Here is a 15,673-nt window from a genome sequence, read left to right on the forward strand (position 1 = left end):
CCGGGCGGCCCTCCGGACTCAGCACACGCCGCGCGTACCGGCAACCCTCCGCCCCGCCGCCGGCCGAAGCCTCAGTCCGGCAGCACCGGCCACGGCTGCGGCCTCCGATCGTCGCTCGAGAGCAGAGCAGCGGCCCAGCCGTCGTCGCGACCGTGGGAGTTCTTCAGCGCCTGCCGTCGCATTCCCTCGTAGCGGAAGCCCAGAGCGCGGGCGGCCCGGGCCGAGGCGATGTTGCCGACCGAGGCGTGCCACTCGATGCGGGTGAGCGCGAGACCGTCCTCGGAGAAGCCCCAGTCGAGCACGGTGCGCGACGCCTCGGTGAGATAGCCCTGACCGCGAGCCTGCCGCGCGACCCAATAGCCGAGCTCGCCGTCGCCCTTGGCGCTGAGACGGTACAGACCCACCATGCCGATCAGTTCGTCGTCACGCCGCATCGCCCATGTGAGGTGCTCGTCGGCCGCCCACTGCGCCGCCACGTCGACCACGAACTGCTCGGCGTGGACTCGCGTGTAGGGCGAGGGAACGGTGGTGTAGCGCTGGATGCCGGGGTCCTGGCAGGCGGCGAAGATCGCGTCGACGTCGCCGTTGGTGGGGATCGAGAGCTCGAGCCGGGCGCTGTGCAGGGTCACGGCATCCATCTCGCCACCCTATCGACGTGCGAACCGACCACGAGCGACCCGGTTGTGCACCCACCACGCCCCCGGTGGCCCACTCAGGCGCGGCGCAGCAGGCCGATCCTGTCGTAGACGTCGTTGAGGGTGGCGTTGGCGACGGATGCCGCGCGGTCGGCGTTCACCGCCAGCACGCGGTCGAGCTCGGCCGGATCATCGAGCATCTCGAGCGTGCGCGCGCGCACGGGTTCGAACTCGGAGACCACGACCTCCGCGAGGCCTTTCTTGAAGTCGCCGTAGCCTCGCCCCGCGTACTCGTCCTCGATGGAGGGGATCTGACGCCCGCTGAGTGCGGCGTAGATCACCAGCATGTTCGACACACCGGGCTTGTTCTCGCGGTCGAACCGGACGGCACCCTCGCTGTCGGTGACGGCGCGCATGATCTTCTTGGCGTTGACGGCGGGCTCGTCGAGCATCCACAGCACACCCGCATCGGACTCGGCCGACTTCGACATCTTCGACGTCGGGTTCTGGAGGTCGTAGATGCGCGCGGTGTCGCGCTGGATCACGGGCACCGGCACCGTGAAGGTCTGACCGTACCGGGAGTTGAAGCGCTCCGCGAGGTCGCGCGTGAGTTCCACGTGCTGCTTCTGGTCGTCACCGACGGGCACCACGTCGGTCTGGTACAGCAGGATGTCGGCCGCCATCAGCACCGGATAGGTGAAGAGGCCCACCGAGGTCGCGTCGACGCCGTAGCGCTGCGACTTGTCCTTGAACTGCGTCATGCGGTTCGCCTCGCCGAAGCCGGTGAGGGTGGAGAGGATCCACGCGAGCTCGCTGTGCGCGGGCACGTGCGACTGCACGTACAGGGTGGAACGCGAAGGCTCGATGCCGGCGGCGATGTACTGCGCGGCCGTGCGCCGCGTCTTCGCCCGCAGCTCGGAGGGATCGTTCGGTTGCGTGAGGGCGTGCAGGTCGACGACCGAGAAGAACGCATCGTACGAGTCCTGCAGGTCTCGCCACTGCATGAGCGCCCCGATGTAGTTGCCGATCTGGAGCGAGTCGGCGGAGGGCTGCATGCCGGAGTACAAGCGGGGTTTGTTCACCCGTCGAGTCTAGTTCGCGGTCCCGCCGGCCCCCTCGACGGTCCTGTCCGGCCCGATCGAAGACCCGGGGGCGGATGCCGCGCCGAGCCCGGCTCAGAGACCGACCGTGTAGTCGACCACGACGGGGGCGTGGTCGCTCCACCGGGTGTCCCACGACGGGGCGCGCACGATCCGGTAGTCCGTGACGCGCTCGGCGAGCGTCGACGTGGCGAGGTGGTAGTCGATGCGCCACCCGGTGTCGGTGTCGAACGCCTTGCCGCGGCTCGACCACCACGAGTACGGACCGTCGACGTCGCCGTGGAAGCGTCGACCGACATCGACCCACCCGAGACCCGCGCCGACGGAGCCGTCGACGCCGGTGACGGAGGAGCCCGCCGGTCCGAGGAAGCGGTCGAAGTAGGCGCGCTCGCGGGGGAGGAAGCCGGCCTTCTTCACGTTGCCCTTCCAGTTGCGGATGTCGAGCTCACGATGGCCGACGTTGAGGTCGCCGGTGATGAGGGCCAGCCGTCCGTCGGCCGCGAGCTGCGGCATGCGCTCCTCCATCGCATCGAGGAACGCGTACTTCTCCGCCTGCTTCGGGGTGCCGTCCTGCCCGGTGGGGACGTACGCGCTCGCCACGGTGACGGTCTCACCCTCGGCCACGACGTCGGCTTCGATCCAGCGGCCCTTCGGCTGCAGATCGGGGCCGCCGACGAGGTCGGTGCGGAAGGCGTCCACCGGCTCGCGGGTCGCGATGGCGACACCTGAGCGACCCTTCGCCAGTGCTTCGTCGTTGACGAAGAACCAGCCCGGCAGGGCGGCCGCCACGTCGGCGGCCGTGGCCCGCACCTCCTGCAGCGTCAGCACATCGACCCCCGCGGTCTCGAGCCATGCGTGCATGCCGTTGCGGGCTGCCGCGCGGATGCCGTTGACGTTGACGGAGGCGATGCGAAGGGGGCGTTGCACGAGGATCAGCCTAGACGCGGCCTCCGACACCCCGCGGCGCCGGTCACTCCATCAGCAGGCCCGGTCTGCGGACCGGGGGAGGAGGGGCGGATGCCACGACGTGGGCGAGCTCGGCCTCTGCTGCGGCCACCGCTCGATCGGCGGACCACACGCGGTACCAGGGCGCGTTCTCGCGGGCTTCGCGTGCGGTGCGCAATCGCACGTTCGCGGCCACGAGGAGGGCGCGGTGCTCGGCCCGCCTGCGCTCGTCCTCCGTCTGGGGGATCAGCGGCACGTTCATGTCGCTGGCGGCGACGGCGATCCAGGCGCTCGCCGTGAGGATGATCACCCCGATCACCCGGAACCACAGCAGCAGCCCGACGAAGATCGCGAAGGTCGCGAGCAGGGAGTTCGACGGGGTGTAGATGAGCAGCCATCCCGCGCCGATCTGCAGCACCGTGACCGCGCCGCCCCCGATCATGGCGCCGGGAAGGATCCGACGCCAACCGAGGTGCGTTCCGGTGAGGAAGCGCACGAGCGAGGCGAGCGCCGCGGAGTACAGCGCGAACGAGACGACGATCGACGCCACGCGCGCTCCGAGCAGGTAGCCGAACGAGTCCGTCGGCCACGAGAAGAGGTCGAACACGAGGCTCAGTGCCCACGTGCCCGCCGAGCTGACGGCGGCTCCGACGACGAGCGCGACGCCGAACACGGCTGCGGCGAAGAGGTCGCGCGCCTTGAGGAGGAGGTAGGAGCGCCGATCCGGATCGATTCCGAAGATGTCGCGCACCGCGCGGCGCGCGAAGGTGATGAAGCCGATCGCCGTCCAGATCAGGGTCGCGAGGGCGATCAAGCCGGTCACGCCGAGCACGTTGGCGCTCTGCGTCGCGATCTCGGCCACCTGCTCCTCGGTGAACAGGCCGGTCGCGCTGATCAGGTCGGGGATGTACCCGTTGATGACGTCGATCATCGCGTTGATCGCCGCTTGGCTGGCGCCGAGCCAGAGCCCGGCCACCGCGAAGGCCACGTAGATCGCCGCGAACAGGGCGAACAGCGCCTGGTAGCTCACGCCGGCCGCGAGCAGGAACCCGTTGTGCTGCAGGAAGTGACGCCACACGCGGATGGGGAACCACGCGAGGGTCGCCTGGGTGACGCGGGTGGCGCGCGCGATCGGCTCGTCGAACCGTTCGCGGAGCGAGTCCTGCGTCATCTCCCACCGCTCGCGCAGAGTCTCTTCTTCGCGGGCCGCCTCGAGCGCCACGGAAACAGGATCGACGGCGGGGTCGGACTCTCCAGGCTCGCTCTGCCTCGGACCCCTCTGGTTCATGGATCCAGGTTATCGATCGGCGGATGCGCCCGCCGTCGTCGCCGCGACCGCGTCCTGCCGGCCCGCGGCGGCCCGGAATCTGCGTGCGAGCAAGAGCACCGGCAGGAGCAGCACGGCCGGGATCAGGAACGCGAGCGGGAGTCCCGGCACGTCGGCCAGCAGCCCGATCACCACGGCGCCGAGGACGGCGCCCGCGTAGTTGAAGAGGTTGACCCGCGCGATGATCTGGTCGCTGCGCAGCGGCGCGAGCTGGCCCGCCGATGTGAACGCGAGCGGAACCAGGGCGCCCACGGCGACCCCTGCGAGCGCGAAGCCGAGCACCGCAGCGGCCACGAACGGCAGCGCCGCGACCACGATCAGCCCCGCCAGCGAGATCACGGTCGAGCCCATCACGACCGGTCCCGCGCCCCACCGCCCCACGATCCTGTCGGTCGCGAGCCGCGTGAGGAGGATCGCCACCTGATAGGCGGCGTAGCCGAGCGGGGCGATGACGGCCGCGGCCACGAGGTCATCCTGCAGGTAGACCGTGCTCCATGTGCTCACCCCCGAGTCCAGCGTGAATGCGGCGAGGATGACGAAGCCGAACAGCCAGATGCCGCGGCGGGGGAGGGGCGTGCGGGCCGCGACGTGACGCTCCTCGCCGGCGCGGGAGCGGTCGAACCAGACGAGACCGCAGCCCGCGACGAACGCGGCCACGACGATGACGACCACGAGGGCCGCCGACACGCCCCACCCGACGGCGGCGGCACCCGCCACGGCAAGCGCCCCGAAAATCGCGGCGGCGGTGTAGGCGGCGAAGAACCCGCCCATGAGGTCTCGGCCGTAGGCGCGCTGCACCAGCACGCCCTGCATGGCCCCTGCGGCGTCGACGGCGCCCAGCCCGGATCCGTAGACGGCGAAGCCGGCGATGAACAGCCAGAGCGGAGCATCTGCGGCCACGATGGCGATGCCGCCGACCTCGAGGGCCAGTCCGGTCACGAGGGCGGCACGACTGCCGGCCCGGGTGGCGATGAGGTCGGCGAGCACCGAACCGGCGGCCGCTGTGACGCACACCAGCAGGACGATGAGTGCGATGGCGGTGTCGTCGATGCCCTGCCGGTCCTTCAAACCCGGCAGGGAGGTCACCACGACGGCGTAGCCGAACCCCTGCGCCGCATACGCCGCGGACACCGTCGCTCGGGAGCGACGCTTCAGCGACCCTGCGGTGTCCACGGTCGAACCATACCGGCCGAGGCCGGCGCCCACGAGCACATCTCGCTCGGGGGCAGGTTCAGGATGCTGCGCTCAGCGCCTCCCGCGGAGCACCGCCTGCTTGACCTCGGCGATGGCCTTCGTCACCTCGATGCCACGGGGGCACGCCTCCGTGCAGTTGAAGGTGGTGCGGCAGCGCCACACGCCTTCTTTGTCGTTGAGGATGTCGAGACGCACATCGGCGGCATCGTCGCGGGAATCGAAGATGAAGCGGTGCGCGTTGACGATGGCGGCAGGACCGAAGTACTGCCCATCGGTCCAGAACACGGGGCAGGACGACGTGCACGCGGCGCACAAGATGCACTTGGTGGTGTCATCGAAGATCTCGCGGTCCACGACCGACTGCACGCGCTCCTTGCCCTTCTCGGGCACCGAGTTCGCGATCAGGAACGGCTGCACGTCGCGGTAGGAGGCGAAGAACGGCTCCATGTCGACGATGAGGTCCTTTTCGAGCGGCAGGCCCTTGATGGCCTCGACGTAGATCGGCTTCGAGATGTCGAGGTCCTTGATCAGCGTCTTGCAGGCGAGTCGGTTGCGGCCGTTGATGCGCATGGCGTCGGAGCCGCAGATCCCGTGCGCGCACGAGCGACGGAACGACAGCGAGCCGTCGACCTCCCACTTGATCTTGTGCAGCCCGTCCAGGACGCGGTCGGTCGAGTACAGCTCCACGTCGTAATCGACCCAGCGCGGCTCAGCGTCCACCTCGGGGTCGAAGCGACGGATGATGAAGGTGACGAGGAACGCCTGAACGCCCGTGTCTTCCGGGGCGGCGGTGTCCGCGACATCCGCGTCGGTGGTCTCTACGAGAGTCGACACCATCTCTAGTACTTCCTCTCCATCGGCTGGTAGCGCGTGATGACCACGGGCTTCCAGTCCAAGCGAATGTGATCCTCGGGGTGCGAGGAGTGGGCGTCACCCGACAGGTACGCCATCGAGTGCTGCATGTAGTTCTCGTCGTCCCGCTTCGGGTAGTCGTCGCGCATGTGACCGCCGCGGCTCTCCTTGCGGTTGCGGGCGGTGACGACGACGACCTCGGCGAGGTCGAGGAGGAATCCCAGTTCGACGGCTTCGAGCAGGTCGGTGTTGTACCGCTTGCCCTTGTCGTCGACGTGGATGTTCTGGAAGCGGTCGCGCAGATCCTGGATCACCGTCATGACCTCGCCGAGCGACTCGTCGGTGCGGAAGACCTGGGCCTTGCGGTCCATCTCGTCCTGCAGGGTCTTGCGCAGCACGGCGATCCGCTCCGTGCCGGGATTGTTGCGCAGGCTCTCCATGAGCTCGCGCACCTCTTTCGAGGGGTCTTCCGGCAGCGGCACGAACTCGGCGTCCTGCACGTAGGCGACCGCATTGCGGCCCGCGCGCTTGCCGAAGACGTTGATGTCGAGCAGCGAGTTGGTGCCGAGGCGGTTGGAGCCGTGCACCGACACGCAAGCGCACTCCCCGGCGGCGTAGAGACCCGGCACGACCGTGGTGTTGTCGCTCAGGACCTCGGCCTTGACGTTGGTGGGGATGCCGCCCATCGCGTAGTGCGCGGTGGGCATCACGGGCACGGGTTCGACGACCGGGTCGACGCCGAGATACGTGCGGGCGAACTCGGTGATGTCGGGGAGCTTCGTCTCCAGCACTTCCGCCCCGAGGTGGGTGCAGTCCAGCAGCACGTAGTCGCGGTGCGGGCCGGCGCCGCGACCTTCGGCCACCTCTTGGACCATGCAGCGGCTCACGATGTCACGGGGTGCGAGGTCCTTGATCGTCGGTGCGTACCGCTCCATGAACCGCTCGCCGCTGGCGTTGCGCAGGATCGCGCCTTCACCTCGGGCACCCTCGGTGAGGAGGATGCCGAGCCCTGCGAGGCCGGTCGGGTGGAACTGGAAGAACTCCATGTCCTCGAGCGGCAGGCCCTTGCGCCAGACGATGCCGACGCCGTCGCCGGTGAGCGTGTGCGCGTTCGAGGTGGTCTTGAAGATCTTGCCGAAGCCGCCGGTCGCGAAGATGACGGCCTTGGACTGGAAGACGTGCAGGTCGCCGGTGGACAGCTCGTAGGCGACGACGCCCGCCACCTGCGTCGTGCCGTCGTCCGCAACGACGGTGATGAGGTCGAGCACGTAGAACTCGTTGAAGAAGTTGATGCCCAGACGCACGCAGTTCTGGAACAGCGTCTGCAGGATCATGTGACCGGTGCGGTCAGCGGCGTAGCAGGCCCGGCGCACCGGGGTCTTGCCGTGGTCGGCGGTGTGGCCGCCGAACCGGCGCTGGTCGATCTTGCCCTCGGGCGTGCGGTTGAACGGCAGGCCCATGTTCTCGAGGTCGATGACCGCGTCGATGGCCTCCTTCGCCAGGATCTCGGCGGCATCCTGATCCACCAGGTAGTCGCCGCCCTTCACCGTGTCGAAGGTGTGCCATTCCCAGGAGTCCTCTTCGACGTTCGCCAGCGCGGCCGCCATACCGCCCTGCGCCGCCCCGGTGTGCGAGCGGGTCGGGTAGAGCTTGCTGATGACGGCGGTCTTGGCACCCGGTCCGGCTTCGATCGCCGCGCGCATACCGGCACCTCCGGCGCCCACGATGACGATGTCGAACTGGTGGTAGTGCACGCCGTCCTTGACGAAGGAGTCTGCGGTCTCTGTGCTCACGGGGATGCTTTCGTTTCTCTCTCGGTGCGCCGGGGAATCAGCCCTGGCACATGTCCCAGAGGCTGCTGTCGGGGGTGACGCCGATGCACGGGTCGAAGGTGAAGACGACGAGCGTGCCCAGCAGGATGAGGAAGGCGGCGGACAGCCCGACCGCCCAGACGAGCACGCGGCGCGTGCGCTCGGTCGTGACGTAGTCGTTGATGACCGTGCGCATGCCGTTCGCGCCGTGGATGAGCGCGAGCCAGAGCATGAGGACGTCCCACCACTGCCAGAACGGCGAGGCGTACTTTCCGACGACGAACGCGAAGTCGATCTGGTGGATGCCTTCGCCGACCATGAGGTTGACGAAGAGGTGACCGAAGATGAGCACCACGAGCACGACGCCCGAGACGCGCATGTAGATCCAGCCCCACTTCTCGAGATTGGTGCCCTTCTTGCGCGGGGCGGCGCTGCGGGGTGCGGCGATGGTGTCGGCGGAAGTCATCACTGGCCCCCTCCCATCGTCGAGAACACATTGATCAGGTGGCGCGGGGTGAATCCGATCATCGTCACTGCCCAGAGGCCGAGAACGACCCACCAGAGCTGGCGCTGGTAGCGCGCACCCTTCGACCAGAAGTCGACGACGATGATGCGCAGCCCGTTGTAGGCGTGATAGGCGATGGCCGCCACGAGCACGACCTCGCCCATCCCCATGATGGGGTTCTTGTACGTGCCGATGACCGCGTCGTACGCCTCGGGGGAGACCCGGATCAGAGCGGTGTCCAGCACGTGCACGAGGAGGAAGAAGAAGATGGCCACACCGGTGATGCGATGCAACACCCACGACCACATTCCTTCTCGGCCCCGGTAGAGCGTTCCGCGGGGGACCTTCGAAGTGGTCTCCGACACCGACGGTGTCACGCGTGTGTCTGCAGACACATCGTCCTCCCTGCTTTCGTCACCAGCCTGAGTGCGGCACGACCCTCGTGGAAGCGGCAACGCTGCGCCTTCATCCTATGGCGGGCCCTGTCGCCGAGCCCGGGGGGAAGCCTAACTATCTTGATGTCAAGACATTAATGAGGGTTGCCTCACCTGCCCCCGGATGGCCGTGGGCGCCGGCACGGAGTCGCCGACAGGGGTGGCGCGCGCCGTCCCGGTATCCTCTGCTCATGGCCGAACCGATCGACGATTTCTACGCAGTGATCCCCGCGGGCGGTATCGGCAGCAGGCTCTGGCCGCTCTCCCGTGCTGACGCGCCGAAGTTCCTCCACGACCTGACCGGCTCCGGCCAGACCCTTCTACGCGACACCTGGGATCGGCTCGAGCCGCTCGCCGGCGCCGACCGCATCGCTGTGGTCACCGGGCGGGCGCACCGCGCGGCCGTCGAGCGCGAGCTGCCCGGCATCCCCGACAAGAACGTGTTTCTGGAGTCCGAGCCGCGCGACTCCGCGGCCGCGATCGGGCTCGCCGCCGCGATCCTGTCGCGTCGGGAGCCCGACGTCGTGATCGGCTCGTTCGCCGCCGACCACGTGATCCGCGGCTCGCGTCTGTTCGACCACGCCGTGCGCCAGGCGGTGGCGGTCGCCCGCGACGGGTACATCTGCACGATCGGCATTCCTCCCGTCGAACCCTCCGTGGGGTTCGGCTACATCCAGAAGGGCGACGAGCTGATCGTCGAGGGCGCCCCCGAGGCCGCCTACGTGCGCCGCTTCGTCGAGAAGCCCGACCTCGAGACCGCGCGCGAGTACTACGCCGACCGGTCGTTCCTCTGGAACGCAGGGATGTTCATCGCCCGTGCCGACGTCCTTCTCGGCGAGATCGCCGAGAACCAGCCGCACCTCTATGCCGGGCTGATGGATCTCGCCGAGGCCTGGGACGACCGCGAGGCCCGCGGTCCGGTCGTCGATCGCGTCTGGCCGAGCATCACGAAGATCGCCATCGACTACGCCGTCGCGGAGCCCGCCGCCGAGAAGGGGCGCCTCGCCGTGATCCCCGGACACTTCGAATGGGATGACGTGGGCGACTTCGCCAGCCTCGCGAAGCTCAACTCCCACGGTCGCAAGAACGACCTGGCAATCCTCGGCGAGAACGCGCGCGTGCTCGTCGACGCCGCGAGCGGCATCGTCGTCAGTCAGACCGGTCGCGTGATCAGCGTCATCGGAGTGAAGGACATCGTGATCGTCGACACCGAGGACGCGCTGCTGGTGACCACGAGCGAACACGCGCAGCGTGTGAAAGGCGTCGTCGACGCCCTCAAGCTGACGGGCCGCGGCGACGTCCTCTGAGAGGTGAGGGCCGCATGCGACGGCTCTGTTGCGTCTTTGTAACCATTGGCCCACCGGGGGCGATCCGGTATGCAAGCGCGCCGTCATAGTGGGTAACTTCAAAATGTCGCCCGCGAAGTGCGCGGGCCACCTTTTTATGGAGGCCTGAGTTGACACTCTCTACCACCAAGAAGTTCGGCGGGGTCATCGCCACCGCCGGACTGCTCGTTGCGCTGGCCGGTTGCGGATCGGCGCCCGCGCCGGCGGCATCCTCGTCCGGTGACGCCGCGGGCGGCGCCGTCGACGGCTTCATCCCCTGCATGGTCTCGGACGCGGGCGGGTTCGACGACAAGTCGTTCAACCAGCTCGGCTTCGAAGGCATGACGTCGGCGGCAGAGACCCTAGGCGTCGAGCCCATCTCGGTGCAGTCCGACTCCGAAGCGGACTTCGCCCCGAACATCACGAGCCTCATCGACCAGAACTGCAAGCTGATCATCACCGTCGGCTTCGCCCTGGCGTCGGCGGCGGGCGAGGCGGCCACCGCCAACCCCGACCTCGAGTTCGTCTCGATCGATGACGTGGTCGACAACGACTTCGACGGCGAGACCGACGCGCCCAACATCAAGCCGATCGTGTTCGACACGTCGCAGGCCGCGTTCCTCGCGGGCTACGCCTCCGCGTCGTACTCGACCGACAAGTCGAAGAAGGTCGGCACGTTCGGCGGGCAGAACTTCCCGACGGTCTCGATCTTCATGGACGGCTTCAAGCAGGGCGTCGAGTACTGGAACGCGCAGAAGAGCGACACGGTCCAGGTTCTCGGCTGGGACGGCACGGACGGCGTCTTCACCGGGGCGTTCACGGCCAACCAGGACGCCATCAACGCCGCGCAGGGTCTCGTCGACCAGGGCGTCGACGTGCTGCTGCCGGTCGGTGGCCCGATCTACCAGAGCGCCGCGTCGGTCATCCGCGACTCCGGTCGTGACATCGCCCTCATCGGCGTCGACGCGGACGTGTTCGAGACCGACCCGAGTGTCGCGGACCTGCTGCTGACCTCGATTCGCAAGGGCATCGATGTGGGCGTCAGCGACGCCGTGCTCGCCGCCGGCCAGGGCGACTTCGACACCACCCCGTTCGTCGGCACGCTCGAGAACGAAGGCGTCGGCCTCGCACCGTTCCACGACTTCGAGTCGAAGGTCTCCCCTGACCTGCAGGGCGAGCTCGACACGATCACGGCGGGCATCATCGACGGATCGATCCCCGTCACGTCGTACCTCAACCAGTAGCACCGACCGATGGGGAGGCTGGGTGACCAGCCTCCCCATCGTCATGCATGCGGACGGCACTTCCGCCGGCTCGCACCCACCACCGGGCGTTCCGCTCACTAGGATCGAGGATCATGAAGCTCGAACTCCGCGGCATCACGAAGCGGTTCGGCAGCCTCGTCGCCAATGATCACATCGACCTCCTCGTCGAGCCGGGGGAGATCCACTGCCTCCTGGGCGAGAACGGCGCCGGCAAGTCGACGCTCATGAACGTCCTCTACGGGTTGTACCGCGCCGACGAAGGCGTGATCCTCCTCGACGACGTCGTCCAGAACTTCCAGGGCCCCGGTGACGCCATGCGCTCCGGCATCGGCATGGTGCACCAGCACTTCATGCTCATCCCCGTCTTCACCGTGGCCGAGAACGTCATGCTCGGCCACGAGTCGACCAAGGCGGGAGGCATCCTCGACCTGGATGCCGCGCGCACCCGTGTGCGCGAGATCTCGGCACGATTCGGATTCGACGTCGACCCGGACGCGCTGGTCGAAGACCTGCCCGTCGGAGTGCAGCAGCGCGTGGAGATCATCAAGGCGCTCTCGCGCGACGCCCGGGTGCTCGTCTTCGACGAGCCGACCGCCGTGCTCACGCCGCAGGAGACCGACGAGCTCATGGTCATCATGAGGCAGCTCAAGGACACCGGCACGTCGATCGTGTTCATCACGCACAAGCTGCGCGAAGTGCGTGAGGTCGCCGATCGCATCACCGTCATCCGGCTCGGCAAGGTCGTCGGCGAGGCGTCGCCCGGCGCCACCAACGCCGAGCTCGCCGAGCTCATGGTCGGTCGCTCGGTCGAACTGACCGTGCAGAAGGACGCCCCGAAGCTCGGGGATCGTGCCCTCGTCGTCGAGGGACTCACAGTGATCGACGCCAAGGACCAGGTCGTCGTCAACGACGTCAGCTTCGACGTGCGCGCGGGCGAAGTCGTCGCGATCGCGGGGGTGCAGGGAAACGGTCAGACCGAACTGACCGAGGCCCTCGTCGGTCTCGAGCAGCGCGTCAAGGGTTCCGTGCAGCTGAACGGCGAGGAGCTCGTCGGGGCGAGTGTGCGCCGCATCCTCGACGAGGGCGTCGGTTTCGTCCCGGAGGACCGCAACGAAGACGGACTGGTCGGGCCGATGTCGATCGCCGAGAACCTCGTGCTCGATCGCACGAACGGCGCGCCCTTCGTGCGCGGCGGCAGCCTGCGTCTCGGCTACATCGCCGAGTTCGCCCGTGAGAAGTTCACGGAGTTCGACGTGCGCGCGCCGGGTATCGATGCCCCCGTGGGCACGCTCTCCGGCGGCAACCAGCAGAAAGTCGTGCTGGCGCGCGAACTCAGCCGCGACCTGTCGCTGCTCGTCGCCGCCCAGCCGACCCGCGGTGTGGACGTGGGGTCGATCGAATTCATCCACAAGCGCATCATCCAGACGCGGGACGCCGGCATCCCGGTGATCGTGGTCTCCACGGAACTCGATGAGGTGACCGCTCTCGCCGACCGCATCATCGTCATGTACCGCGGGCGCATCATCGGCATCGTCCCGGGAGACACGCCTCGCGGTGTGCTCGGTCTGATGATGGCCGGCGAAACGCCGACAGACGAAGGGGTCGCCGCGTGAGTGAGAACCTGACCGGTGGGGCGGCGATCACGCCGATCGCCGGGCCGCCCGCCGCCGCCTCGGTGCCGGCGTCACCCGTGCCGGGCGCGCCCGAGAACTCGAAGTGGCACGACACCTTCCTGCGGATCACCCAGGGCAGCGCGCTGATCTCGGTGCTCGCGGTCGTGCTGGCCCTCCTGGTGGGCGGCATCATGATCGCCTTCACCGACGAGAACGTCCAGGCGTCGGCGGGATACTTCTTCGCCCGCCCCGGCGACACGATCGTCGCGATCTGGAACGCCGTCTCGGGGGCATACATCGCCCTCTTCCAGGGGTCGGTCTACAACTTCCGTGCGCCGAGCTTCGAGCGCGGCATCCGTCCCCTCACCGAGACGCTGACGTTCGCCACGCCGCTGATCGCTGCGGGCCTCGGCGTCTCGCTCGCGTTCCGCATCGGCATGTTCAACATCGGCGGCCGCGGACAGATGCTGATGGCATCGGCGGCGGCGGGCTGGGTGGCCTTCTCGCTCGACCTGCCGTGGGGCATCCACATGGTGGTCGCGCTCCTCGCGGGCCTGGCGGCGGGAGCGGTGTGGGCCGGGATCGCCGGCGCGCTCAAGGCGTGGACCGGTGCGCACGAGGTGATCGTCACGATCATGCTCAACTACATCGCCTTCTACCTGATCTCCTTCATGCTCCGCACCCCGGGGCTCCTGCAGGCACCCGGTTCGAGCAACCCGAAGACGCCGCCGATGAAGGACACCGCGGTCTTCCCCGAACTGCTCGGGCCCCAGTACAACCTGCACTTCGGATTCATCCTCGTGATCATCGCGACGGTCGTGGTGTGGTGGATCCTGAGCCGCTCCAGCCTGGGCTTCAAATTCCGCGCGGTCGGGGAGAACCCGAAGGCCGCGCGGGTGGCGGGCATCAACGTCAAGAGCATGTACATCGTCGGGATGCTGATCGCCGGCGCCCTGGTCGGCTTGGCGGGCGTGAATCAAGTGCTGGGCACGATCACGACGGGGTTCTCCGCCGACATCGACGCCGGTATCGGATTCGACGCGATCACGGTGGCGCTGCTCGGGCGATCGACGCCGTGGGGCACCTTCGCCGCCGGAATCCTCTTCGGGGCGTTCAAGGCGGGCGGCTTCTCGATGCAGGCGGCCGAGGGCATCCCGATCGAAATCGTCACCGTGGTCCAGGCGCTCATCGTGCTGTTCATCGCCGCGCCGCCCCTCGTGCGCACCATCTTCGGCCTGCCGTCGCCCGAGCGAGACCAGCGCCGGCGCAGCAAGGCTCGGGAGAAGCAGCTCAAGGCAGAAGCAGGGGCGGTGGTGAAATGACCCTGACGACGGATGGTGCAGTCGCTGCGCAGGCAACGGTCACGGCGGAGGTGCGCAGCTGGAAGGCTCCGATCGCGCTCGCCGTCTTCACGGTGCTGTACGCCCTGCTCATGCTGGCCGCGCCCCGCGGCGGCGAGACCTCCTTCCGCATCTCCACCGAGGCGGATGCACTGCAGCTGCCCGTGGCGACCGCGCCCGTCGGTGCGACGGTGTGGGTGGTCTTCGCACTGCTGGCCGCGCTCACTCTCGGCGCCGCGTTCCTGGTGCGGCAGTACCGGCAGACGCCGCTCTGGCTGATCGCGGCCTACATCCTCCTGGCGATCGTCGGATTTCTCACCTGGGCGGGTGCGGGGGCGACGATCCCCGTCGCCGGACTGCTCGCCGGCGCGGTGGCCCTCGCCATCCCGCTGATCTACGGCGCGCTCGCCGGTGTGATCGGCGAACGCGTCGGTGTCGTGAACATCGCCATCGAGGGCCAGCTCCTCGCGGGAGCCTTCAGTGCAGCCGTCGTCGCCACCCTGACCGGCCAGCCGCTCCTCGGCCTCGTGGCCGCGATGGTCGCGGGCATGCTGGTCGCCTTCGTCCTGGCCGCCTTCGCCATCAAGTACGTCGTCGACCAGGTGATCGTCGGGGTCGTGCTCAACGTGCTCGTCGCCGGCTTCACGAGCTTCCTCTTCTCGCAGGTGCTGCAGCCCAACCAGGCGACGCTGAACAATCCGCCGCGCTTCGACCGCATCCCGATCCCGATCCTGAGCGAGATCCCCGTCCTCGGACCGGTGCTGTTCCGGCAGACGATCATCGTCTACCTCATGTACATCGCGGTCGCCCTCGTGTGGTTCGCCATGTTCCGCACGCGCTGGGGATTGCGTCTGCGCGCCGTCGGCGAGCACCCGCAGGCCGCCGACACCGTCGGCATCAACGTCAACGCCACCCGATTCTGGAACGTTCTGCTCGCCGGCGCGATCGCGGGTCTGGGCGGCACGGTGTTCACGATCGGCAACGGCATCGCCTTCAACAAGGAGATGACGGCGGGCGCCGGCTTCATCGCGCTCGCGGCCGTGATCTTCGGCCAGTGGGACCCGATCAAAGCGACGCTGGCCGCGCTGCTGTTCGGGTTCGCGTCGAGCCTGCAGAACACGTTGAGCGTCATCGGATCGCCGGTGCCCAGCGAGTTCATGCTCATGCTCCCGTACGTCGTGACGATCTTCGTCGTGGCCGGTGTCGTCGGACGCTCCCGGGCGCCCGCGGCCGACGGTCAGCCCTACATCAAGGGATGACCGTGGACTGCGACGGCGGCCCGGCCGCGGCATCCGCTGTTCTCGTTCCGCTCTGCAAGGAAGGCCCA

14 protein-coding genes are annotated in these 15,673 nt (G+C 68.3%); 5 read left to right on the plus strand and 9 right to left on the minus strand.

Annotation, left to right across the window (positions count from 1 at the left end; genetic code table 11):
• Positions 1–71: 71 nt before the first annotated feature.
• The 9 genes from ACFXOO_RS08105 to sdhC form a co-directional block, all read right to left on the minus strand.
• A complete protein-coding gene (locus tag ACFXOO_RS08105) occupies positions 72–638 on the minus strand; it encodes a GNAT family N-acetyltransferase (RefSeq protein WP_378853560.1) in 567 nt (188 codons plus the stop codon).
• A gap of 74 nt (positions 639–712) precedes the next feature.
• Entirely contained in the window at positions 713–1,717 is a 1,005-nt protein-coding gene (trpS, locus tag ACFXOO_RS08110; protein ID WP_394563296.1) for a tryptophan--tRNA ligase, read from the minus strand.
• A gap of 93 nt (positions 1,718–1,810) precedes the next feature.
• Positions 1,811–2,662, minus strand: coding sequence for an exodeoxyribonuclease III (locus tag ACFXOO_RS08115; protein WP_394563297.1), 852 nt, complete (start codon positions 2,660–2,662; stop codon positions 1,811–1,813).
• Between the two features lie 43 nt (positions 2,663–2,705).
• Positions 2,706–3,968 (minus strand): YihY/virulence factor BrkB family protein, encoded by a 1,263-nt coding sequence (locus ACFXOO_RS08120; RefSeq protein WP_394563298.1) that lies wholly within the window; start codon positions 3,966–3,968, stop codon positions 2,706–2,708.
• Between the two features lie 9 nt (positions 3,969–3,977).
• Complete coding sequence (locus tag ACFXOO_RS08125) at positions 3,978–5,180, minus strand: MFS transporter (RefSeq protein WP_394563299.1); 1,203 nt, start codon at positions 5,178–5,180, stop codon at positions 3,978–3,980.
• Positions 5,181–5,252: 72 nt separating this feature from the next.
• The gene (locus ACFXOO_RS08130) at positions 5,253–6,038 is read right to left on the minus strand and encodes a succinate dehydrogenase iron-sulfur subunit (RefSeq protein ID WP_378841146.1); all 786 of its coding nucleotides are present in this window, start codon (positions 6,036–6,038) and stop codon (positions 5,253–5,255) included.
• A gap of 2 nt (positions 6,039–6,040) precedes the next feature.
• Positions 6,041–7,846 carry a succinate dehydrogenase flavoprotein subunit gene (gene sdhA, locus ACFXOO_RS08135; protein WP_378853568.1) on the minus strand — a complete coding sequence of 602 codons (1,806 nt, stop codon included), beginning with the start codon at positions 7,844–7,846 and terminating at the stop codon, positions 6,041–6,043.
• 37 nt (positions 7,847–7,883) lie between these two features.
• Positions 7,884–8,330 carry a succinate dehydrogenase hydrophobic membrane anchor subunit gene (locus tag ACFXOO_RS08140; RefSeq protein WP_378841142.1) on the minus strand — a complete coding sequence of 149 codons (447 nt, stop codon included), beginning with the start codon at positions 8,328–8,330 and terminating at the stop codon, positions 7,884–7,886.
• The gene (gene sdhC, locus ACFXOO_RS08145; RefSeq protein WP_378841139.1) at positions 8,330–8,764 is read right to left on the minus strand and encodes a succinate dehydrogenase, cytochrome b556 subunit; all 435 of its coding nucleotides are present in this window, start codon (positions 8,762–8,764) and stop codon (positions 8,330–8,332) included. Before sdhC ends, ACFXOO_RS08140 begins: the two co-directional genes overlap by 1 nt.
• Positions 8,765–8,994: 230 nt before the next feature.
• On the opposite strand from sdhC, the gene ACFXOO_RS08150 reads away from it, so the two are divergent.
• The 5 genes from ACFXOO_RS08150 (at position 8,995) to ACFXOO_RS08170 (ending at position 15,605) form a co-directional block, all read left to right on the plus strand.
• Complete coding sequence (locus tag ACFXOO_RS08150) at positions 8,995–10,110, plus strand: mannose-1-phosphate guanylyltransferase (RefSeq protein ID WP_378841137.1); 1,116 nt, start codon at positions 8,995–8,997, stop codon at positions 10,108–10,110.
• Between the two features lie 149 nt (positions 10,111–10,259).
• Positions 10,260–11,372, plus strand: a complete 1,113-nt coding sequence (locus tag ACFXOO_RS08155; protein WP_378841134.1) for a BMP family protein — start codon at positions 10,260–10,262, stop codon at positions 11,370–11,372.
• A 113-nt stretch (positions 11,373–11,485) separates the two neighbouring features.
• The gene (locus ACFXOO_RS08160; RefSeq protein WP_378841131.1) at positions 11,486–13,006 is read left to right on the plus strand and encodes an ABC transporter ATP-binding protein; all 1,521 of its coding nucleotides are present in this window, start codon (positions 11,486–11,488) and stop codon (positions 13,004–13,006) included.
• On the plus strand, positions 13,003–14,328 hold the full coding sequence (locus ACFXOO_RS08165; RefSeq protein WP_394563300.1) for an ABC transporter permease: 1,326 nt from the start codon (positions 13,003–13,005) through the stop codon (positions 14,326–14,328). Before ACFXOO_RS08160 ends, ACFXOO_RS08165 begins: the two co-directional genes overlap by 4 nt.
• Positions 14,325–15,605 (plus strand): ABC transporter permease, encoded by a 1,281-nt coding sequence (locus ACFXOO_RS08170; RefSeq protein ID WP_378853572.1) that lies wholly within the window; start codon positions 14,325–14,327, stop codon positions 15,603–15,605. The genes ACFXOO_RS08165 and ACFXOO_RS08170 overlap by 4 nt, the downstream gene beginning before the upstream one ends.
• Positions 15,606–15,673: the final 68 nt, after the last annotated feature.

The sequence above is a fragment of the Microbacterium sp. P03 genome, from assembly GCF_043556235.1.
Taxonomy (GTDB): Bacteria; Actinomycetota; Actinomycetes; order Actinomycetales; family Microbacteriaceae; genus Microbacterium.